General features: G+C 60.3%; 20 protein-coding genes and 1 pseudogene. 12 read left to right on the forward strand and 9 right to left on the reverse strand.

The genetic code is table 11. From position 1 onward, the window contains the following. Positions 1 to 110: 110 nt before the first annotated feature. From nifA to nifS, 7 genes are all read right to left on the reverse strand, one after another. On the reverse strand, positions 111 to 1,871 hold the full coding sequence (gene nifA / locus FCU66_RS30470; protein WP_136617697.1) for a nif-specific transcriptional activator NifA: 1,761 nt from the start codon (positions 1,869 to 1,871) through the stop codon (positions 111 to 113). Positions 1,872 to 2,028: 157 nt separating this feature from the next. Beyond that, on the reverse strand, positions 2,029 to 2,328 hold the full coding sequence (locus FCU66_RS30475) for a ferredoxin family protein (protein ID WP_006333856.1): 300 nt from the start codon (positions 2,326 to 2,328) through the stop codon (positions 2,029 to 2,031). Positions 2,329 to 2,340: 12 nt separating this feature from the next. Continuing rightward, the gene (locus FCU66_RS30480; RefSeq protein ID WP_027056558.1) at positions 2,341 to 3,648 is read right to left on the reverse strand and encodes an FAD-dependent oxidoreductase; all 1,308 of its coding nucleotides are present in this window, start codon (positions 3,646 to 3,648) and stop codon (positions 2,341 to 2,343) included. Between the two features lie 11 nt (positions 3,649 to 3,659). Continuing rightward, positions 3,660 to 4,766 carry an electron transfer flavoprotein subunit alpha/FixB family protein gene (locus FCU66_RS30485; RefSeq protein WP_136617696.1) on the reverse strand — a complete coding sequence of 369 codons (1,107 nt, stop codon included), beginning with the start codon at positions 4,764 to 4,766 and terminating at the stop codon, positions 3,660 to 3,662. A 25-nt stretch (positions 4,767 to 4,791) separates the two neighbouring features. Beyond that, the gene (locus FCU66_RS30490; protein ID WP_136617695.1) at positions 4,792 to 5,643 is read right to left on the reverse strand and encodes an electron transfer flavoprotein subunit beta/FixA family protein; all 852 of its coding nucleotides are present in this window, start codon (positions 5,641 to 5,643) and stop codon (positions 4,792 to 4,794) included. 184 nt (positions 5,644 to 5,827) lie between these two features. Further along, entirely contained in the window at positions 5,828 to 6,211 is a 384-nt protein-coding gene (nifW, locus tag FCU66_RS30495; protein ID WP_136617694.1) for a nitrogenase stabilizing/protective protein NifW, read from the reverse strand. Beyond that, complete coding sequence (nifS, locus tag FCU66_RS30500) at positions 6,192 to 7,448, reverse strand: cysteine desulfurase NifS (RefSeq protein WP_136617693.1); 1,257 nt, start codon at positions 7,446 to 7,448, stop codon at positions 6,192 to 6,194. The genes nifW and nifS overlap by 20 nt, the downstream gene beginning before the upstream one ends. A gap of 703 nt (positions 7,449 to 8,151) precedes the next feature. Here nifS and FCU66_RS30505 point away from each other — a divergent pair. From FCU66_RS30505 to FCU66_RS30520, 4 genes are all read left to right on the forward strand, one after another. Then, positions 8,152 to 10,047 (forward strand): ABC transporter ATP-binding protein, encoded by a 1,896-nt coding sequence (locus FCU66_RS30505; RefSeq protein WP_246094103.1) that lies wholly within the window; start codon positions 8,152 to 8,154, stop codon positions 10,045 to 10,047. A 451-nt stretch (positions 10,048 to 10,498) separates the two neighbouring features. Continuing rightward, complete coding sequence (locus FCU66_RS30510) at positions 10,499 to 10,702, forward strand: CCE_0567 family metalloprotein (RefSeq protein WP_136617746.1); 204 nt, start codon at positions 10,499 to 10,501, stop codon at positions 10,700 to 10,702. Beyond that, the gene (fdxB, locus tag FCU66_RS30515) at positions 10,699 to 11,016 is read left to right on the forward strand and encodes a ferredoxin III, nif-specific (protein WP_136617692.1); all 318 of its coding nucleotides are present in this window, start codon (positions 10,699 to 10,701) and stop codon (positions 11,014 to 11,016) included. The genes FCU66_RS30510 and fdxB overlap by 4 nt, the downstream gene beginning before the upstream one ends. Then, on the forward strand, positions 11,013 to 11,660 hold the full coding sequence (locus tag FCU66_RS30520) for a nitrogen fixation protein NifQ (RefSeq protein WP_136617691.1): 648 nt from the start codon (positions 11,013 to 11,015) through the stop codon (positions 11,658 to 11,660). Before fdxB ends, FCU66_RS30520 begins: the two co-directional genes overlap by 4 nt. Here the strand turns inward: FCU66_RS30520 and rpoN are convergent. Beyond that, positions 11,657 to 13,111 (reverse strand): RNA polymerase factor sigma-54, encoded by a 1,455-nt coding sequence (gene rpoN / locus FCU66_RS30525; protein WP_136617690.1) that lies wholly within the window; start codon positions 13,109 to 13,111, stop codon positions 11,657 to 11,659. The genes FCU66_RS30520 and rpoN overlap by 4 nt on opposite strands. A gap of 74 nt (positions 13,112 to 13,185) precedes the next feature. Next, complete coding sequence (locus tag FCU66_RS30530; RefSeq protein ID WP_136617689.1) at positions 13,186 to 13,734, reverse strand: peroxiredoxin; 549 nt, start codon at positions 13,732 to 13,734, stop codon at positions 13,186 to 13,188. On the opposite strand from FCU66_RS30530, the gene FCU66_RS41375 reads away from it, so the two are divergent. The 8 genes and pseudogenes from FCU66_RS41375 (at position 13,724) to aepX (ending at position 21,980) form a co-directional block, all read left to right on the forward strand. Beyond that, positions 13,724 to 13,885 (forward strand): hypothetical protein, encoded by a 162-nt coding sequence (locus FCU66_RS41375; RefSeq protein WP_168991844.1) that lies wholly within the window; start codon positions 13,724 to 13,726, stop codon positions 13,883 to 13,885. The genes FCU66_RS30530 and FCU66_RS41375 overlap by 11 nt on opposite strands. Positions 13,886 to 14,742: 857 nt before the next feature. Then, positions 14,743 to 15,174 carry a hypothetical protein gene (locus tag FCU66_RS30535; RefSeq protein WP_136617688.1) on the forward strand — a complete coding sequence of 144 codons (432 nt, stop codon included), beginning with the start codon at positions 14,743 to 14,745 and terminating at the stop codon, positions 15,172 to 15,174. 17 nt (positions 15,175 to 15,191) lie between these two features. Beyond that, on the forward strand, positions 15,192 to 16,409 hold the full coding sequence (locus tag FCU66_RS30540) for a cytochrome P450 (protein WP_136617687.1): 1,218 nt from the start codon (positions 15,192 to 15,194) through the stop codon (positions 16,407 to 16,409). 38 nt (positions 16,410 to 16,447) lie between these two features. Continuing rightward, the gene (locus tag FCU66_RS30545; protein WP_027056547.1) at positions 16,448 to 16,693 is read left to right on the forward strand and encodes a ferredoxin; all 246 of its coding nucleotides are present in this window, start codon (positions 16,448 to 16,450) and stop codon (positions 16,691 to 16,693) included. A gap of 211 nt (positions 16,694 to 16,904) precedes the next feature. Beyond that, positions 16,905 to 17,444: a nuclear transport factor 2 family protein gene (locus FCU66_RS30550; protein WP_006333835.1), complete on the forward strand. Its 540-nt coding sequence runs from the start codon at positions 16,905 to 16,907 to the stop codon at positions 17,442 to 17,444. A 182-nt stretch (positions 17,445 to 17,626) separates the two neighbouring features. Next, positions 17,627 to 19,269: pseudogene (locus tag FCU66_RS30555) on the forward strand (SDR family oxidoreductase). A gap of 250 nt (positions 19,270 to 19,519) precedes the next feature. Continuing rightward, positions 19,520 to 20,563 carry an LLM class flavin-dependent oxidoreductase gene (locus FCU66_RS30560; protein ID WP_136617745.1) on the forward strand — a complete coding sequence of 348 codons (1,044 nt, stop codon included), beginning with the start codon at positions 19,520 to 19,522 and terminating at the stop codon, positions 20,561 to 20,563. A 508-nt stretch (positions 20,564 to 21,071) separates the two neighbouring features. Continuing rightward, positions 21,072 to 21,980: a phosphoenolpyruvate mutase gene (aepX, locus tag FCU66_RS30565; protein WP_136617686.1), complete on the forward strand. Its 909-nt coding sequence runs from the start codon at positions 21,072 to 21,074 to the stop codon at positions 21,978 to 21,980.

Below are 21,980 nucleotides of genomic sequence, written 5' to 3' on the forward strand. Positions count from 1 at the left end.
TGTCAGGTCGCCGACAACGGTCAAAAGCAACGCGAAAAGTGACGTCTTGTCTCAGTTACGCCCGGTGCGGGCAGCAACCGCGCCCCCACGTTTGATGTCATCAGGGACGTTTAGAACTTCTTCACTCCGATACGATGCCGGCGCAAAGCATAGCCGACCTGCCGCGGCGTGAGACCAAGAACACGAGCCGCCTTGGCCTGAACCCAGCCGGCTTTCTCCATCGCATCAATCAGCCGGTCGCGTTCCGTCAGACGCGGGTTCATTGCAGGGCAAACGGGATGGTGGGGGTCGCAGGTCTCGCCGAGCGATGCCTCATTCTGTGAGGGGCCGACTCGCATGGCAGGCAGCGGCGATCCAACCGGCATCATATTGCCACGCGCGAACTCGTCGACGGCATAGGCGCCGTGCGAACGGCCGACTCCTTTCCACAGAAGCGAAGACAGGCACTGGCTGTTCTTGCAGGCGAAATCCGACGCAGTTATTGTCGTTGAACGCGCAAGTGTGGCCGTCCGTCTCACACAATTCTCCAACTCACGCACGTTGCCAGGGAAATAGCATTGCGACATCAGGTCAAGCGCCGACGGCGTGAAGCCAAGATCGCGATGGTTCTCCTTGTTGAATCGGTCGAGGAGAGCGTTCGCAAGGCGTGGAATATCGCCCGGTCGTTCTCTGAGGGGAGGCAGGACTATTGGCACCACATTGATGCGGTAATAAAGGTCGGCCCTGAACTCTCCATTCCGGACAGCCGTCTCGAGGTCCTTGTTGGTGGCGCATATGAGCCGCACGTCAACTTTTAGGGTCCTGGTGCCGCCCACTCGCTCCAGTTCTCCTTCCTGCAAGACGCGCAACAGCTTGGCTTGAAAGGCAGGCGAAATCTCGCCGATTTCATCAAGCAGCAGGGTTCCGCCATTTGCCAATTCGAACCGGCCGGCGCGCTGCAGGATAGCCCCGGTGAAGGCGCCCTTCTCGTGGCCAAAGAGCTCCGATTCCAAAACGCTTTCGGGCAATGCGGCGCAGTTCAATTTGACGAAGGATTTCTCCCTCCGATGTGAAAGCTTATGGATGGCCTGTGCAAAGAACTCCTTGCCGGTACCGCTTTCGCCTCGAAGAAGCACGGTGGAATTGGTCCTGGCCACGACCGAGACGATCTCCAGCACTTGCTTGAGTGCGGGACTTTCTCCGATGATTCCGTCGATCTTGACATGCGGATGTCGGGCCGGATGGGTCCTGTCCTCGTCGAGCGATTGCTCTGGTCTCGGTTGCTTCTCGATAAGTCGCTGACCAGCCGTGCTCAAAGTGCGATGCAGGCGGATGGTCCGGCCGACCAGATTGGCGACCATGGCCAGGAAACGTAAGTCCTCCTCGTAACGGAACTTGGTGGTACCGTTCCTGACGCGGTCGATCGACAGCGTCCCGAAGATCTTTTCCTCAGCCTTTAGCGGGACACCGATAAACGCAGTTGCGATCGCGCCGCTGGTCGATTGAGGATCAGCCTGAAACAGCTCGGACGTGCTTGTGTCTTGTATGACGATCGGCACTCCAGTAGCGACGATTTTGTCTATTACGGCCTGGGGTATGACACTGCCGATGGCTGACTGAGGCACAGCGCCGCCGGTAGTTGCGCTAATCTGCGGCTCTCCTTCAGCGTCCAGGACGACAATTGTGCCATGACGCATTTGCACAAACGAGGAGAGGATATTCGCGACATTGGCAAGCGTAATCTCCAGCCGGGTCGGGGCAGTCAGAATCTTTGATATCTCGTAGATTCCCCCGAGCAAGCTGTCCGCATTGCGCGCCGCTTCGACCGCAGGTTCAGGCGGGGTGTTCCGAGATACAATTTCACCGACCTGATCTGGAAGCATGTGAGCCATGCAAACACCTCAAGGGTTGTCCAAGGTGCTCCTCCCAGGCCCTTTTTTGTATTTTGAGTTCCAGAAACATAGTATTTTCAGCCTTTCGGCAATTGTGAACAATATTGGCGGTCTTGACCGCAATTGCGAGCCTCTCGTTTCCCGCTCTTTGCGCCAGTCATCCGAACTTGAAGAGAACGCCGAAGCCGCCGCGCGGGTAATTCCACACGATCTCACCGCTGGCCTCGCACAGCACGCGACAGGTGCCGCATTCCATGCAGCCGTCGGAAGTGGTCTCCACCTGTCCCTTGTCGTTCAACTCATAGCACTTGGCCGGGCAGATGTGTGTCAGCGCGAGCAGGTTCGCGCTCGGCCTCTCGTGCGGTCGCACTTTGATATGCGGGCGGCCCGGATCGACCAGATAGCGGTTCTGATAAAGCTTCTCCTCGACACGTAACTTCGTCACGGCCATCGTCATCCTGTTTCTCCTTCAGCGCCAGGCGAGTGCCAGGCGGACCACATCGCTGATCAGCCCCCAGCGCGAACGCGCCTTGATGAAGGCAGCAGTGGTCGCCTTTTCCTTCTCGATTTTCGGGGTTCCGTCGACCCGCATGAAGTTCTGCGCGGCCTGCGACATCAACTGCGGGTAAGTCATGAAGAAATTGCGGGAATTGGTGTGTATCAGGGCCGGCATGTCCTTATATTTCATCAGGTCTTTGACTACGAAGGACTTGTCCAGCATGGTCTTGTAGAGGGCGAGGTTCCTCCTGATCATCGGCTGGTTGCGGCCCTTGATCTCAATGATTGCCTCGCCCGCGATGCGACCGGAAGTCATGGCAAGGTTCGAACCCTCGCGGTGAATAGCGTTGTTCAGTTGGGCGGCATCACCGACCGCCACCCAACCGTCGCCGAAGAGCTGCGGAATTGCCTTGTAGCCACCTTCGGGAATGAGATGCGCGGAATACTCCTTGACTTCGGAGCCCGCGATCAGCGGCCGGATCGAAGGATGGTTTTTGAAGTTGTCGAGGAGGACGTAAGGGCTCTCCATTGTCTGGGCGAAATCGGAGACGAGGCAGCCGATGCCGAGAGAGATCGACTCCTTGTTGGTGTAGAGGAAGGCCAGTCCGGCCATGCTGCGGGAAATCGTGCCCGCCGCTTCGATCACGCAGCCTTCGTCGCCCTGGAGGCCGAACCGCTGCTCAATGACCTCATCGGGTAGGAAATGCATTTCCTTGACAGCGAGCGCCACGCTTTCTGGCTTCGGCATCTTGCGCAGGCCGGCCCGTGTACCGAGCAGTCCGTTGACACCTTCTGCGAGCACGACGACGTCCGCGTAGATCGGCCCGCCAGCCCGGTCGGTGCGCACGCCGATCACCTTGCCGCTGGCATTGCGGACAAGTTCGGTCACCGTCGTCTCGCACAGCACCGTCGCGCCGGCCTGGCGCACCTTGCGCGAAAACCACTTGTCGAATTGGGCGCGGATGATCGTGTAGCGATTGGGCTTCGCCTCGTTGAAATCGTCCGATCGATACTGCATCCCGGTGTGGGAGGTGTCGTCCATCACCCAGAATCGCTGCTCGACCAGATGCCGCTCGAGAGGCGCATCATCCCGGAAATCCGGAATGATTTGCTCCAACATGTCGGCGTACATGATGGCGCCCTGGACATTCTTGGAGCCCGGATATTCGCCGCGCTCCAACTGCAGCACCGTCAGGCCCTGGCTTGCCATGGTGTAGGCGGCCGCGTTTCCGGACATACCGGCCCCGACGACGATGGCGTCGAATTCTTCCTCGATCATGGCCCTCTCCCTTAGCTCGCAAGCTTGTCGTGGCTGTGCGGCGACAGCCGCCGGGTGAAAGCTTCCGTCAATGCCGGCAGGAAACGGATTGCGTCGGTGACGATGCCAAGATGGGCAAATTCGAAGATCGGGGCGTTCGGGTCGGTGTTGATGGCTACGATCAAATCAGCCCCCTCCACTCCAACCCGATGCTGAATGGCGCCGGAAATCCCGGCCGCTATGTAAAGCTTTGGCCGGATGGTCTTGCCCGTTTGGCCAACCTGCCGATCGGCCGGCATCCAGCCCTTCTGGACCAGCGGGCGCGAACAGCCATATTCGGCGCCGATTGCCCGCGCTAGATTCTTCACAAGCTGCAAATTCTCCGCTGAGCCGAGACCGAGGCCTCCGGCAACCACGATGTCGGCGTAGGCGAGATTTGCCTTTGCCGATTGGCGATCGAGGTTGAAGCCAAGGACTTTGGTGATGATCTCTTCCTCGGTCATTGACAGCTTGTGCCGGACGACACGCCCGACCGGCTTAGCCGTCCGCGGTGGCATGGCCATAACCCTCGGTCGTACGGTGGCCATCTGCGGCCGGTAGTTCAGCGTATAGATCGTGCATAGCAAGGAACCGCCGAAAGTCGGACGGGTCGCGGCTAGCGAACCGTCGACATCTACATCGAGTTCGGTACAGTCGGCAGTGAGCCCTGTCAGCAAGGTCGTCGCTACTGAGCCAGCGAGATCCCTGCCGAGCGTGGTCGCACCGAGAAGCAGGATCTCCGGTTTGTGGGTATTGACCAGATCCGTCATCGCCTTGGTGAAAGGCTCGTTGCGATAGTCGGCAAGCAACGGTGCCTCGACGAGGTAGACAAGGTCGGCGCCGTAAGCGAAGGCCTCGGCAACGGCATGCTGCGTGGCCTCGCCCGGCGGTCCGAGCACGATCCCCGCAAGCTGGATGCCTAGCTTGTCGGCGAGCTTGCGGCCTTCGCCAAGCAGTTCGAAGGACACGGGATGGACCTCGCCGCGTTCCAGTTCGATGAAAACCCAGACGTGCCGATAGTCCCTAAAGTGCTCAGGCAATTCCCTCTTGATGCCGGCACGGCCGGCGGAAGGAGGGGCTTCGCGGTTAGCGTTCGACATCATCTCTCCTTGCCTTGCCGTCCCGTCACTGGCCGCCGTCGAAGGCGAGTTCGTGTTCCAGCGCTGGCTGGCGGGTAAAGATTGAGGCGATCAGTTCGTCAGCGAGGTCGTGCTGCGTCTTGTCGGTCATGTCGATCTGCGTCGCCTTTTCCGCCCGCGTGGTAGGGGCGAAAACGCGCTTGACGACCGTCGGCGAGCCGCGCAGGCCGCATTTGTTGAAGTCCTCAATGCCAGCTTCGGCCGCGCTCCATTTCACGATCTGGCTGCGCGCGGCGCGCATGGCGTCGTCGAGCGAGCCCCTGCGGATTTCGTTGGTGCCTTCCAGCATTGTGATGAGGCAAGGCAGCCTGCTTTTCAGCATCTGCGTACCGCCTTCCGAACGGCGCTTGACGGTGATCTCGCGCGCATCGACATCGATAGAGTCGATCTTCGCCACATAGGTGAACTGCAGGAGGCCGAGGCGCTTGGCGATGCCGGGCCCGACCTGGGCGGTATCGCCGTCAATCGTCTGCTTGCCGGCGAAGACGATGTCCGGCGCGCCGAAGGTCTCGCCAATTCTCACGATTGCCCGAGAAAGCGCGAAGGAGGTCGCCAGCGTGTCGGAGCCGGCAAAACAGCGGTCGGTCAAGAGTACCGCGCGGTCGGCGCCATAGGTGAGCGCCTTGCGCAGCGCATCTTCTGCCATCGGCGGACCCATCGTAAGCACGGTGACCTCGCCGCCATGGGCGCCGCGCAATCTCAGTGCCTCTTCGAGGGCGAACAGGTCGTAAGGGTTGATGATGGTCGGCACGCCCTGGCGCATGATCGTGTTCGTCACCGGGTGGACACGTATCTGCGCGGAGTCCGGCACCTGCTTGATACAGATTACAATGTGCATTGCGTCTTTCTCGGCTCCAATCCGCAAGCGGCCCTGGCGTTCATCTCCTTCGCAGCATCATTCGTGCCAACCGCTTTGCGTTGCTCTGTTTCCTTTGACATGGGTTGTTTTCTTCCGAAGGGTGCTGTCGTGATGACCGAGTTTGTCGGCTTTTCGACATTGTCGCGTCGCAATAGTGTCGCGTTCATTCTGTCCCGAACCGCCTCAGGATCGACTCGAACGGGACAAAGGTGTGGTCCCGAGTGGCCGGTTTGTCGGGATCGTGCTCTTTGAGCACCTTGAAGACCCGGTGGGTGAGTGGCGAGGATGTCGCGAAATCCTCATAGGCGCGTTCCAACGTCGCACGCGCCCGCGCGGCGATCACCCCGTCGGGAAGACCGGCGAAATCCTCTTCAGCGAGATATTGGCCCATGCGCTTCAGGATATGCAGCCGTGAGACATTGAGCACCTTCGGATCATAAGAGATGCCAAGGACTGCGAAGAACTCCTCCGCAGCCGACAGGCTCTTCAGCCGGGCGAGGATGTCGGTGACATCGATGGCACGGCTTTCAGCGAAACAACTGGGCATTGCTTTCTCCTGGGCCGGAAACGGTGGTCGGGTTTGCCTTGTCGCCCAGGCCTGGAGCTGATTGAAGTCCTCTCGCCTGGCTGGCAGATGGGGAAAGCTCACGCAGCTTCTTAACGATCCCGGGCATGACCTCGAGCACCCGGTCGACGTCCTCCTCGCCGTTGTTGCGCGAAAAGGAGAAACGGATTGCCCCGTGTGCCGCGCTATTGGGGATATTCATCGCCACCATGACGTGGCTCGGCTCCAGCGAGCCGCAGGCGCAAGCAGAGCCGGAGGAGCAGGCGATGCCCTCGCGATTAAGGAAATGCAGTATGCCCTCACCTTCGATATCTCCAAAGGCGATGTTTGCGGTGTTCGGCAACCGCTTTAGCAAATCGCCGGCGACGAAGGCGTGTGGGATGCGCTGGAGAAGTTTCTTCTCCAGGCGGTCGCGCAACGCCTTTACCCGTGTGTTCGCGTCGTCCATGAATTTCAAGGCAAGATCGGCTGCCACGCCGAGACCGACGATGCCTGGCGTATTCTCCGTGCCGGCGCGGCGGTTGCCCTCCTGGCCTCCCCCCTTGATCAGCGGACAGAAGCGCGCGCCGCGCTTTACATAAAGTGCGCCGACCCCTTTCGGTCCGTGTAATTTGTGACCGGAGAGAGACAGCATATCGATTGCCGTCGATTTCAAGTCGATCGCAAGCTTGCCGACCGCTTGCACCGCGTCGGTATGAAAAAGGGCGCCGACTTCCTTGGCCAACTCAGCAAGCTCGACCACCGGGAAGATCGTTCCGGTCTCGTTGTTCGCCGACATGATCGAGACGATCGCCACGCGCGGGGTGAGGGCGGCCTTATAGGTATCGAGGTCGAGGCGGCCGTGGCGATCCACCGGGATCCTATGCACCTTGACGCCGCGCGTCTTCTCAAGGTGGGCGCAAAGCGTCAGCACGGCCGAATGCTCGACTGCGGAAGTCACGATCTCTGTGCGCTCAGGCATCACCTCGAGCGCCGAGAGGATCGCGGCGTTGTCGCTTTCCGTCCCGCCCGAGGTGAAGGTGATCTCGTCGTCGAAATCCGCCCCGATCAGCGTTTGCACCTGCAGGCGCGTCTTTCTCACCGCCGCCCGGGCGGAAGCGCCAAAATCGTGGCTCGACGAAGGGTTGCCGAATTGGTCGGTAAAAAACGGCAGCATTGCTTGAACGACTTCAGGATCGACCCGTGTCGTTGCGTTGTTGTCCAGATAAACAGGTCTCATGGATGTGATCCTTCTGCTGAGCGCAATCACGCAAAGCGCACGCCCGGTCTGTCATGATGATGATGGTTAGCCGACGGAGTTGCCGCGGCCACATTCGGCCTGCGCGCTTCTTGGCGCCGGCGCGGCAACCCGCCTCGACCTTGGCGTTGCGCCGGCTCGGCCCCCGGCAAGCGCGGTCTTTAGGCCACGGCGTTTTCGGTGCGCTGGATCATGGACTGTTTCTCCTTCAGGCCGGACGCTTTCGCGAACAGCTACGCATGGACCGTGCCAAAGAAGGGAATCATTTCAAAACAACATGATGGCTCAAACACTGCTATGTCGCGTGTCCGACATCGGCGGGAATTGTTCAACGCGGAACGCCGTTGAATCGGACGTAGATTCCGCTTCGCGTGAGGAGCAATCATGTCGGGCCGTTCGCCAAGGATGCCCGCGCGACCGAGGCGTCCTGTCGGGTTTGTCAAGTGCGCGACACGGCACTCTTACGCCCCCTTGCCCTGCTGAGACCTCGTTTGTCATTGTAGAATATGCAGAAAATGCTTCTGAGCTTCTTTCTGAGCCTTTGGCGCGGCTTTTGCGGTTCTCTCCTCGTAGGGCAGCGCGTGCCCGCGGGCCGATATTCATCTCGCGGGTGACATCGCGATCGATGGAACGAAGGAACGAAACCAACATGTCAGCTCCAGATCAGCCACCCGCATTCCGAGCGATGTTTTCGTCCTCACGCAGACCTTCCATTTCGGGTTTCTTGAGACCGAGCGGCCTGCTGCGCTCGTACAAAGCCACGCGGCGTTTTCACATCGATCTACGCGGCGCCGCCTTTCGCGACGTTTTCGCCTTCACCATGCGCCACTGGAGCAAGCAACCGGTCCGGCTCGCGATCATTATGATCGCCGTGCTTGTCGCAACGCTCCTTGACGTTCTGACGCCGCTCTATTCCGGACGGCTCGTAAACGCGGTCGCCCAAGGAGCGGCAGCCGACGCCGTCGTGTGGGATGCGGCTCTTGCGGCCTTTTCAATGTTGATCGCGCTCGCACTCGGCGCCGTCGTCATGCGCAACATCGCCTTCATTGCCGTCAATGACTTCATTCTGAAGATGATGTCGGACATCGCCAGCGACGCGTTCCATCGCGTCCAGCGCTTTTCGACCGATTGGCATGCGAAAACCTTCGCGGGCTCTACGGTGCGCAAGATCACGCGCGGCATGTGGGCGTTCTGCCTCCTTAACGACACGATCCTTCTTGCCTTGTTCCCGTCGCTCATCATGCTCGTGGGGTCGAGCGTTCTGCTCGGCTGGTATTGGCCGATGATGGGGCTGATCATCGCTTGCGGCTCGGTTGGCTATGTGGCGCTGATCATTGTCCTGTCGCTCGGCTATGTGGCGCCAGCCGCAAACCTCGCCAACAACTGGGATACGAGGCTTGGCGGCTCGCTTGCGGACGCGATCAGCTGTAACGCGGTGGTCAAAGGCTTCGGCGCCGAGGTGCGGGAAGATCATCGCTTCGCGAAAGTCATCTCCAAGTGGCGGCACCGCACCCTCCGAACCTGGGTGCGCGGGACGGTCAGTGCTGCATTCCAGGGGATCATGCTTCTTGCGCTGAGAGCGGCTTTGATCGGCTATGCCTTATTTTTGTGGTCGCGCGGCCAGGCTACCCCAGGTGACATCGCCTTGGTGCTCGCCTCTTTCACCGTCCTATATGGCTACTTGCGTGATGTTTCCATACACGTGCGCAACATCCAGCGCTCTGTAAATGAGATGGAGGAACTGGTCCAAACCTACAGCCAGCCGCCCGACGTGGCCGATGTTCCGGGCGCCAAGGCGATCCGGATCTCGAAGGGTCACATCGATTTTGAGAGCGTCCATTTCCACTACGGCAATCATTGGTCGCCCTTTTACAGCGACTTGTCGATTTCGATTGAGGCCGGCGCGCGGGTCGGTCTGGTCGGCCCCTCTGGCTCCGGCAAGACCACCTTCGTCAAGCTCATCCAGCGGCTTTACGACCTGGATGCTGGACGAATCTTGATCGATGGGCAGGACATTTCGCGGGTGACGCAGGGTTCGCTGCGCTCGCAGATCGCGATCGTACAGCAGGAGCCCCTCCTATTCCACCGCTCGCTGGCCGAGAACATAGCCTATGGGCGGCCGGGTGCTTCTCGGTCCGACATTGAGCAGGCGGCGCGGCTCGCCAGCGCGCATGACTTCATTGCACGCCTGCCGAACGGCTACGGTACGCTGGTCGGCGAACGCGGCGTGAAGCTCTCAGGCGGCGAGCGCCAGCGTGTGGCGATAGCGCGCGCGTTCCTCGCCGATGCCCCGATCCTGATTCTGGACGAGGCGACATCAAGCCTCGACTCGGAATCGGAGGTGCTGATCCAGAAGGCGATGGAGCGGCTCATGGTCGGGCGCACCACGCTCGTCATTGCGCACCGGCTCTCGACGGTGCGGGCACTCGACCGGCTGCTTGTCTTCGACCGTGGTTGCATCACCGAGCAGGGCGACCATGCCGCGCTGATCCGTCGCGACGGCATCTACCGCCGCCTGTTCGAGCGGCAGGCCTTGGAGCTGACAAAGGGGTGGGATGAGACCAATGTGCAACACGGTTGAACGCGGCGTGAATTCAGCTTGCCTCCCCAGCAATACTGTCGGGCCGTTCCTGAACGAGCGGCCCCAACCTGTCGTCGGGTTTGTCCAATCCACGACACGCTTGGTGCCGGCCTGTCTTCCTGACGCGCTCTTGAGCAAGCCCATGAATGGGATGAAGACAATTTTTTATGAGCTGCGTCCTGCGTTGCCGACACGGCGCTTGGGGCTTCCTCCTGAGGCGGCGGCCGCCGCGCGATCATTTAGATCCTGGTTGATGCGATCAATGGAGCGAAGGAAAGCAACGCGCCGGGTCCACGCGAGATCCGCATTCTCTGGCATATGGGTGTCGCCAAATCGACACCCTCACAATATGCGCTCACCGCCCGCGTCGACGTCGGGAACAAGATCTTGATTGTCGTCTGCGCTCAACCGCTCTTATGCCGAACTCGAGGTGCAGGATACGGACCTGATCATGTCAGACCTTGAGCTGTTGCAGAAGAAGGTCCGCAAGCTGCAGTCGCGCGCGGGAGCCGCCAAGATGGAATTGCACGACCTTGCCGCGCACCTTCCGGTCAACTGGACCGAGATCGAGGCGGTCGCCTGGAATGCCTTCGAGGTTTTTGCCGAGTTGGATGCGGCAAAGGAAGAACTTGCGGCGTTGGAGAATTCACAATGACGGGCGCTTTTGTCACCCGCGACGGCTCTCCCTGGACGCCGCACTATCTGACGGCGATCGATGGCGCGACCTGCATTGGCTGCGGCCGCTGCTTCAAGGTCTGCTCACGCGGGGTCATGCACCTTCATGGCGTCGATGACGCAGGCGAAATCCTCGGCATCTGCGCGGGCGAGGATGACGACTTCGACGGCGAGCTCAACCGCATGGTCATGATCGTCGACCATGCCGGCCGCTGCATCGGCTGCGGCGCCTGCGGCCGCGTCTGCCCGAAGAACTGCCAGACCCACCTTGCGGCCGACAAGCTCGCTGCATGAGCTTGGGACAAGACCAGGAGAACGGCGCCACATTCGCCCATCACCGTGGCTGTTTCAGCACCAGCCAATGGCCGCCGACAGACCAGGCGGCGGCGTTCGACCGGCATGCGCTTGCCTGTGTTGTCTACCTCGCGTTCGAGGAGGTCGAGGCCGGCAAGGCGACCGCGACCGAAGCAACCGGCCTTTCGCGTGCCGACCTGCGAGATGTCATGACACGCTATTTCCCGGCTGTGCCCGTCAATGCCTTCGCGCTGGAAAAGCTGACCGATCCCGAGCCGGATATGGAGGAAGGGCTTCTGCGCGGCCTGCTCATTGGGCATGCCAGGCCAGGCGATCCGGCCAGCACCCTCTTCGCCAAGATCATCGCCAGGCGCAGTTTGCGCAATGACCATCTGTGGCAGGACCTTGGCCTTTTCAATCGGGCCGAACTCAGCCGCTTGATGGCCAGGCATTTCCCGGCGCTGGCGGCCGGCAACACCAAAAACATGAAATGGAAGAAGTATTTCTATCGTAAGCTCTGCGAGGCTGAAGGCTTTTCGCTATGCACCGCGCCCAGTTGTCAGGAATGCGGCGATTTCGAAAGCTGTTTTGGCCCGGAGGAAGGCGAAAGCCACTTGGCACGGATCAAGAACGGGCTCGCTTAAGAGCCGCTTTCGTCGCCGCCGCCGTCCGGGCTTGATTGGCATCGAAGACGCACGCGCTTTTCCCGGCGACGTCGCGCGGAGGACGGGATGTTCAGCGCCTCACGATATTTCGCAACGGTGCGGCGAGCAATGTCGATCCCGTTTTCCTTGAGCCGGGTGGCGATGTCGTCGTCGGAAAGCACTTCGTCGGGCGATTCCACGGCAACCATCGCCTTGATTTGATGGCGGACAGCTTCGGCGGAGTACGCGTCGCCGCCTTCGGAGGAGCCGATCGCGACAGTGAAAAAATACTTCAGTTCGAACACGCCGCGCGGGGTCAGCATGTACTTGTTCGACGTTACCCGGCTTACCGTCGACTGGTGCACGTTGATCGCATCCGCGACAGTCCTGAGATTGAGAGGCCGCAGGTGGGCGACCCCATGTTCAAAAAAGGCGTCCTGCTGGCGGATGATTTCAGCCGCTACCTTGAGGATCGTCTTGGCGCGCTGATCAAGGCTGCGGATTAGCCAGTTCGCGTTTTGGAGGCATTCATTGAGAAATGACTGATCTTTCGAATTTTGAGCGCTTAGGCGGGAGACCTGGGCAAAATAGTTTTGGTTCATCAGCAGCCTGGGCAGCGTGTCTGGATTGAGTTCGATTTGCCACCCACCTCCGGGAGAGGGCTGGACCAAGACGTCGGGAATGATCGATTCAGGCCCTCCGGATTGGAATCGGTTTCCGGGCTTGGGATCGAGCGCGCGGATTTCGTGCAACATGTCGAGAAGGTCGTCTTCATCGACACCGCAATGGCGCTTCAATGTTTGAAAATCGCGTCGCGCCAGCGCTTCAAGATTGGCGACCAGCGCTGCCATTGCCGGGTCGAACCTGTCTAGCTGCCGCAATTGTATCTCAAGGCATTCGCTGAGAGTTCGCGCAAAAATACCCGGTGGATCGAACTGCTGCAAGGTTCCGAGAACCCGTTCCACAGCAGCCTCCCGGACATTCAGGCTGCGGGCCAGTTCCGAAAGGTTCACCGGAAGGTATCCGGTGTCTTCCAGATGACCGGCAAGCTCGCCAGCTATTCGCCGCTCCAGCGGCGCGAATGCGCTGAGAGCGATCTGACGAGCGACATGGTCGTGCAATGTTTCGATGGACGTCCAGGTATCTTCGAACGCATGGTTTCCCCCCGGTTGGACATTGTTTTTGCCGCGGATTGATTTCCACTGCGAGGCCCGATCCGATATTCCGCCCGTGGTCGGCCCGATGCGGGGGTTCCCGGCCGAAATCGACGGAATGTCCTTCGGCGCCCGGTTTGATGCCCGTTCCAGAAAGGGGTTCTTCTCGATTTCGTGCTCGACGAACTGATGCAGTTCGGGATGCGCCAGTTGCAACAGGCGAATGGATTCCATCATTTGCGGCGTCAAAACCAACGATTGCTTCTGACGCTGAAGCAGGCTTGCTGAGGACTCCATGGTTAGCGTGAAACTCCTACCGAGCGACCCTTCGCCTTGTGCAAGGGGATTTTCGAGACGTTGACTCGTCTAGATCATGCAGCCGTCACGGCTTTGGCGGCTCTCAGCGTTTCAAGGACGTTCTGCGGCGACGATACGCCATAGGGGTCGGCCTCGCAGTTGTCGCAGAAACCGTTCTCCTCGAAGCACTGCTCCACCACGCCATTGTTGATCACGGCAGCGTAGCGCCAGGAGCGCATGCCGAAGCCGAGATTGTCCTTGGCAACCAGCATGCCCATCTTGCGGGTGAACTCGCCCGAGCCGTCTGGGATGAGCTGGACTTTCTGCAGCCCCAGGGCCTTGCCCCAGGCATTCATGACGAAGGCATCGTTGACGGAAACGCAGTAGATCGCGTCAATTCCCACCTTCTCGAACTCGTCGTAGAGCATTTCGAAATCGGGCAACTGCAAGGTCGAGCAGGTCGGGGTGAAGGCACCGGGCAGCGAGAACAGGATGATGCGCTTGCCGCTGAAACAGTCGTCGGATGTCTTGTCTTCCCAGCGGTACGGGTTTGGCCCCTCGATGGACTCATCGCGAACACGCGTGCGAAAGGTGACGAAAGGAACCTTTTTTTTGACCGTCATCAATGTGCTCCTTGAGGAAAACTGGTGCGCTGCTTTTTCGGTTGAAACTGACACGGCATCGACCTCGGCCGGCAATTCGGCCGAGCGCCGCGCGTTTTGTGTCGGCCTTGGATCAGCCATGCCAAAACCGCTCGCAAGCACGAGCGTCTGAAGAAACGAGGTCTCGATTTGCGGCGGCAACGAGAACGGTACGCGCTTGTACGGGGCGTCGCGATGTCAGCAATGGTCTTACTCCTGGCCACCTTGTGATGGGTTCTGCCGGGTACAACGCAAGCGCCATGCCATTTGATTTTCAGGCTGGGGTTCACACTGTTTTTTGCAGCGACACTCTTTGCCTTGAGCGGCCAGAACCATGCCTTCGCCGAGACCGAGCGCGCCCATAATCACCTGATCGTGGGCTCTGGGAGGAGGGGATCCCCCTTTATGGGTATCAAGCCGCGACCCTCTTTGTCCGAAGCTGGACAAAAATGTCGGAAGTCGGACCGTAGCGTCGCCAGGTCGCCGGCGCGGAGAACAGATGGCTCGTATTCGAAGCGAAAATCTGGGCTCAAACTCGGAACGAGGCACAGGAGTCGATCGGGGTTAACCTGACGAGGTCCCTATGGCCTCCGTTCTCAGGATTGAGACGGCTGAAGGGCCTACGCGCTTCGCCCTACGGACGCTCGCGAGACAGCTTCGAAATCGGAAATGGGTACAAGAAGCCAGCACGTCCATCAGCAAGCTGGCCATGTGATCTTTCTGAACCGCGCTTGCGTGAGCCGGGCACGGTCCCGAGGTGACGGAAAAAAGCCGCCTGGTGCTCTCGGAGCATTTTGAAGCTGCCGCGACTTTGCTGTCGGGTTTGTCATTTCCGGGACACGGCTTTGCTCCGCCAGGCTTGCGGCTGCGCATTCGCTCAAGCTGTTGAATGATATGTAGAAAATCTCCTGCAGGGCTCTTTCCGCGCCGTTGGCACGACTTTTGAAGCTCTCATGTGAGACGGCAGGAGATACCGACTGGCGTCCATTCGTGAGTGATATCGTGCTCAATGCAATGAAGGAAGACGACATGTCAGGTCAGCGTCAGTTCAGATTCTATCCGAAACGGGCATTGCCCGCGGAATGCAATATCGACCGGCGTGACTGGCGTCACCGTCACAACCGCCCGGCACCGGCCAATGGCCACCGATCGATCTGCAGATACGGTTCGACCAGAATGTGCTTGCTCCTGTCCTCTCGCCGGCGCTTGAGGAGACCGGCGAGCACTTCGGCGGCCAACCGGTCTTTCGCGTGCCGCGCTGCGGATATCCTCGAAGAGATGATCGACCCCGAACCGCTGTGGAGCAAGAGCTTCATTCCGGTTCGCCGTTCGAAGCTGGAAAACGCCGGGTCTCCGACGATTTCGCTCGTCGGCTCTCTAGATGACCAAGATGCCATGGTGCGCGGCCTGGTTAGTGGTTAGACGGCAGGAGAAATGCAATGGCGATCAACCCGGTTCCAGATCATGTCCCGCCCGAAATGGTGAGAGACTTCAGCCTGTTCACATCGCCAGGCATGCCACCAACGCCCAACGGGGATCCACACGCAGCCGTCGCTTGCGCCCATGACGGGCCTCCGATCTTCTATTCCCCCTACAACACGCAAGATGGCCGGGGCACCTGGGTCATCACCCGCGCCGCAGATCAGCGTAAGGTGCTGCAGGACACTGAAACTTTTTCCAGCCATCGCAGCATCTTCTCCTCCATACTGGGCGAAACCTGGCCGACGATCCCGCTTGAGCTCGATCCACCGGCCCATGGCGCATTTCGCTCACTGCTCAGTCCGCTGCTTTCGCCCAAGCGGGTGACGGCACTGGAACCGGCTGTCCGTGAGCGAGCGATAGCCCTGATCGACCGGATCACCGCATCGGCCACGAGCTGCGACGTCATGAAGGATTTTGCCTTTCCGTTCACTGTCAGCATCTTCCTTCGGTTTCTGGGGTTGCCGGATCAGGGACTCGATACATTTGTCGGCTGGGCGAAAGATCTGCTCCACGGCGACGATGTGGAACGACCTGTGGCTGCCCGCAAGATTGTGGCTTTCATCGATGAACTTGCAACCAATCGCCGCAAGGATCCGGTCGACGATCTCATGACCTTCATCGTGCAGGCACAGATCGAGGGCCGCCGGCTAACCGACGGGGAGATCCGTGGCATCGGCGTGCTTGTGTTCGTCGCGGGACTTGACACTGTCGCAGCAGCTATTGGCTTTGACCTGGCTTATCTAGCGCGCAACCTCAAGGATCAGGAACTGCTGCGCAGCGAACCGGCCCGCATCCTGCTCGCAACCGAAGAGTTGCTGCGGGCCTATCCGCCCATTCAGTTGATCCGCGTGGCTACGAAAGATATCGACTTCGAAGGCGCGCCGATCCGAAAGGGGGACTATGTTTCGTGCGCCACGATGATTGCAAATCGCGACCCGGAGGAATTCGAATCCCCCAACACGGTCGATCTGGCGCGAGAGCACAACCGCCACGCCGCCTTTGGCTATGGTCCCCACCGTTGCCTTGGCTCACACCTTGCCCGGCGCGAGATTGTCATTGGCCTGGAGGAGTGGCTGGCGCGCATACCGACCTTCCGGATCAAGGAGGGTACAGCGCCCATCACCTGTGGCGGCCATGTGTTCGGGATCGAAAATCTGATCCTGGACTGGTCATGACCATCGCCGAGCCATGCCAAGACAATGGAGGCAGCGCTATGCGCATTATCGTCCACAATGCCAAATGCCAGGGTCACGCGCGATGCTGGGCGCAAGCGCCGGACATCTTCAAGCTTGATGACGATGGCTACATCCTGCCCGGTGACATTCAGGTTGCGGAGGGGGAGCAACTGCTTGCGTCACAAGGCGCGCGATCCTGCCCCGAACGTGCGCTGGAAGTCGATCGCACCTCGGCAGCGCGGTTCGAACCAGCCGCCATGCAACCAAGAACTGGGGAAGCTTAGGTGGAATCGACGAGACGTGGCCCCACACCGCAAAGCAAGATGTCCGGCCGCTTCCCTGCCTACCTCCTCTCCGGCATCGAGACCTCAATGACACGCACGCGACACGTGAAGTTCGTCTCCGTTCTGGCTTCTTCAGTTGCCGATCGGTTCGACCTTGCACGCACCTAGAGGCACGAAACGCCTCTTCCAATCTCAAATTTGCGACAGAGCGATGGGCCAGGCAAAAATCACCGAACTGCGCGACCGCGAGGCGATCCGCGACTGCCTTTATCGGTACTGCCGCGGCATAGACCGCGCGGATGAGGCTGCGCTGCGCAGTGCATATTGGCCCGATGCGCATGACAATCACGGTGCCTATCGCGGCTCAGCCGAGGGCTTCTTTGAGTTTGCGCTTGGTCTCTTCAAAACCGGACCGCGCTTAATCCACCAGATCACGAACGTCTTGATCGAATTCATCGACCCGTCGGAGGCCGTGGTCGAAAGCTATTTCACCGCGCTGCAACGCGGACCAGACAATGACGGAGAAGCACGCCAGGTGCTTCTCTGCGGCCGTTACTGCGATCTTTTTCAGAAGAGGGAAGGGGCGTGGCGCATTGCCGAACGGACCGTCGTTTACGATTGGATCGAAGAGCAGACCCCACCAGCGGTCCCCGAGGCAGAACGGTTCGGCTTGCGGCAACCGATCGGAGCAGCGCATCCCAATGACCCGGTTTACGCGCTCAGGAAGCGCCGCAGCTCGTCATCAAAATGAAAATGCCATGCATGTCACCACAATGCTTTCCAAGGCTCCCAATTGCGGAGCCGCGTCGCGGGAGCGGTCGCGGAACGCAACACGTCTACCCGTATGGAAACTCGCCGTCACCAGGACGTCCGCGACCGGTCTTGCGGCTGACTCGCGTCGATATCTCTGACGCTGGCTGCGGAGAGGTTCATATGAAGCAGGCAGGACGGGTCGTCATCATAACGGGAGCGGCAGGCGGAATCGGCCGTGCGCTGGTCGAGATCGTTGCCGCCGATGGAGACATCGTCGTTGCGGTGGACCTTCCTGGCTGCGGCGTTCTTGAACTGGCCGGCGGTCTCGGCCATCCGCATCTGAGCCTCGAATGCGATGTCTCACGAGAAGAGGACATTGTCGCCCTACACGGCCGCATCGAAGCGCAGTTCGCGAAAATCGATGTTCTCGTCAACAACGCGGCGATAGGACCCGCCATGGCTGCGACTATCGACACCGGTTTCGAGGCCTTCCGACGCGTGCTGGCAACAAATCTGATCGGGCCTTTCATCATGGCCGGCGAAGCGGCGAGGCGCATGCAGCCCGGCGCTGCCATTGTCAACGTCGCTTCGCTGGCGGGCGTGCTGGGCAATCCCAAGCGCAACGCCTATGCCAGCTCGAAGGCAGGCTTGATCGCTCTCACGAGGTCGCTTGCATGCGAGTGGGCCTCGCGCGGCATCCGCGTAACGGCGGTAGCGCCAGGATACGTGCGCACGCCGATGGTGGCGGAACTGGAACGTGCGGGCAAGATGGACCTCGCGGCCGTGCGCCGCCGCGTGCCCATGGGGCGAATGGCGCGCCCCGACGAGATCGCTCGGGCCGTGCGTTTTTTGGCCAGCGCACAGACGGGCTACATCACCGGATCGGTGCTGACGGTCGACGGCGGTTGGATGTCGTTCAACCAGCCGGGCGACGCGCACACCCGCCGGTCGGCGAGACGCCTCGAGCCGAACTCTTCCGGCCGGAAGAACGAACCGATGCGCGCACAGTGGTCGTGACGGGCGGCGCGAACGGTATAGGCGCCGCCGTCGTTCGCCGCTTTGCCGCGAACTCCGACACAGTCGTGATTGCTGATAAAGATGGTGCTGGGGCGGCAGAACTCGCTGGTTTGCTGGGCGGCAGGCACGTGGCGAAATCCGTCGACTTGGCGGTCGAGAGCGAGGTGGTGGCCCTGTTCGAGGAAATACGGGGGCGCTTCGGTCGCATCGAGATCCTCGTCAACTGTGCTGCTATTGCCGATACGTTTGTGCTAGGGATCGAAATCCCGCGACAGATCGAGCGGGTACTGGACGTCAATCTCACCGGCACCTTCACCTGCGCGCGCGAGGCGATCAAGTCGATGGACGCCGGCGGCGTAATCCTCAATCTTGGATCGATCAATAGTTTCCTGCCCTTCGTGCCGCGCCATGCCTATGGGGCGTCCAGGGCGGGTATGAACATTCTGACCCGGTGCATGGCGGCCGAACTCGGGTCGGTCGGCATCCGAACGGCCACCGTCGCTCTTGGCTATATCCGTACGCCTGACATTGCTCAGCTGGTCGAGTCCGGCTGCATCGATTCCGTAGCGATCAAACGGCGCATCCCGATGGGGCGGATGGGAGAGCCCGAAGACGTCGCCGAGGCAGTGTTCTTTCTGGCCTCGCCTGATGCCTCATACGTAAACGGCTCGACCCTCTACGTGGACGGCGGCTTGACCTCGTTGGCTGACGCGCGAAACGCCCAGCCAACCGATCAAGAAAATCCAACGGAATGTTCGCCGGCGACGGGTTGCGGTTCGTCGAAGCCGACGAGGTTCGAGGATTGAGACTGCGGCTGCATGGCACGTGCCAAGCACGGCTTGCCAAGTGATCGTCTTCATCGGTGACGGAAAACTCGTCATCAGGGTCGAATCACTAGCCAGGTTTTGGCGCTTGCCTGCGGCCGCCGAACGATAAGCGGCTTTGCGCAAGATCGTCGACTACGTCGCCGCCAGGCCGGATCGATACCGCGGCCCACCCGCAATCGGCACAAGTCGAAGGCTTGATTGGCCACTTTGTGTAAACGAGGGACACGCCATGGAATTCGCGACGTTCATCTTGGCGGCCCAGCGAGGCTATCATCAATCGTGCGACAGCGTCATCGGTAACTCCATAGAACAGACAATCGCTTCGGAGCAGGCTGGCTTCAACACCGCTTGGTTCGCCGAGCACCACTTCAACAATTACAGCCTGGTTCCCTCGCCCTTGATGATGGTGGCACACTGTGCCGGCCTTACGAGCACCATTCGCCTTGGCACCGGTGTGTGTGTGCTGCCGCTATATCAACCGCAGCGCCTGCTCTCCGAGATCGGCTTTGCCGATATCGTTTCGAACGGCCGCCTCGAACTCGGCGTCGGCTCGGGATACCAGCAGTTCGAGTTCGAGCGCTTCGGCGTCGATGTCGATCAGGCGCCGGCCGTGTTTGCGGAATACCTGGATATCCTTCTCAAGGGCCTTAACCAGAAGGTCTTCGAGCACAATGGCCAGTATGAGAAGATACCTTTGACGGCGATTTCGCTGCGCACCATCCAAAGGCCAGCCCCACCGATCTGGATCGCCTGCGGGTTCGCGCGAAGCATGTGCCGGGCCTATCGTGAGGGCCACAATCTTTTCGTCACGGCGTTCCACAACGGCTTGGAAAACGTGAGAACGCTGCGTGAGACCATCGAGGCAGCAGCGGCCTCGCGGGGTAAGGATGTCACCGCCGCCAAGATAGGGCTTCTGCGCTGCTGCTATGCCAGCGACGATCAGGCGGAGATCGACAGCTATCTCGACAACGCCCGCTTCCAGCGCCGGCTATCTGAAGCACTTCATCAGCGCCGCCAGCAGAGCCGGGACGGCTATCTGCTGCAGGAAACACCGACGCAGCAGGATCTGTCGTTCGAGACCATGCGCCAGAACCTGCCGATCGGCAGCGTAAGTCGCGTCATCGATCGCCTGCTGGAAGAGATAAGTATCCTGAAGCCGGACCAGATCGCAATTCAGACCCAATTGGGAGATTTCGACCAAAAGACGATGCTACGCCAGATTGAGCTCTGGGGAGACAAGATCATTCCAGCGATCAACAAGTCGCTTGGTTAGGTCAAGGCTTGAAGCTCGGGGCGGCCCCTGGGGGTGTTGAAATCTCGCGTGCCGATGCTCGACGATGGTCCATGCGGGCTGGATATATAATCAAGCCGACTGGCGATGGCGGGTATCGAAGACCAACGCCGTCCGTCACCTTGCCTGCACGGACCGCCGGTCTTCCGCTCTCTGGCCATCTCGCTTGACCGTTGATCGGCAGCCTGACGGGACGCCCGCCACGGCGCAGACGAATAGCCACTCCCACGACCCCTCTTGTGTCCGAAGTTGGACGAGGATGTCGCAAGCCCGACCAAGAGTAGAGAGGGGTACCTGGCCGCCGGTATGGAGAACTGGTGCGGCGCAGGTGGTTCGCCAATTCGGCACGCGCCTTGCTTCATTGATTCTGTATGGGCACGACAGTGGCAGGTCGCCGATCGGTGGGCAGAGCGGTTCGCCTCTGAAAGTACTTCGTGCGGCAGCGATGACAGGCCTGTCGGCTGGACAGCGTCGGTGGAGGTGAGACCGCATGGTGGAGAGGCAGTCTGGTGCGCAGACGCGCGAGAGCTTGCGCCGAATGATCGCGTCCAGTGAACTCGCCTTCGCAATGGAGGCTCATGACGGCCTTTCGGCGGCGATTGCCGAGCGCGCTGGCTTCAAGGCGCTCTGGGCGTCCGGCCTCTCGATTTCATCCAGTCTCGGATATCGAGATGCCAACGAAGCTTCCTGGTCCCAACTCGTCGATGTCGTTGACCGAATTTCCGACACGGTGGACATTCCAGTCCTCGTCGACGGGGACAGCGGGTTCGGGAACTTCAACAATGCCCGTTTGGTCGCCCGCAAGCTGCGCCAACATGGCGCGAGCGGCATATGTCTCGAGGACACGGCGTTCCCGAAAATGAACTCGTTCATCGGTGATCGGCACCCGTTGGCCGATATTCCCGAGTTCTGCGGCCGGCTTAAGGCGGTGAAGGACCAAGTGCCGGATGCGGAGTTCGTTCTGGTCGCCCGGATCGAGGCGCTCATCGCCGGCCGCGGAGAGGATGAGGCGCTGGCGCGAGCACAAGCCTACGCTGAGGCCGGCGCCGATGCTATTCTGATTCATTCCCGCAAGTCCAACGCTGAGCAGATTTTCGCCTTCACGCGCGCCTGGCAGAACCGCCTTCCGGTCGTGATCGTGCCTACGAAATATTACCGCACACCGGTCTCCGCGTATCGGGCGGCCGGAATCTCCACGGTCATCTGGGCGAACCACAACATGCGCGCGGCGATATCGGCCATGCGCCAGGTCTGCGACCGCATCCTCCGCGAAGAAAGTATCGCCGGTATCGAGGACGAGGTGGCGACCCTCGATGAACTCTTCGATCTGCTCAATTACCAGGAACTCTCAGCGGCGGAAGAGAAATATCTGCCGCAGACGGCGACCGGCGTGCGGTAG

Origin of the sequence: Mesorhizobium norvegicum, from assembly GCF_004919685.1 — a bacterium.
Taxonomy (GTDB): Bacteria; Pseudomonadota; Alphaproteobacteria; order Rhizobiales; family Rhizobiaceae; genus Mesorhizobium; species Mesorhizobium norvegicum.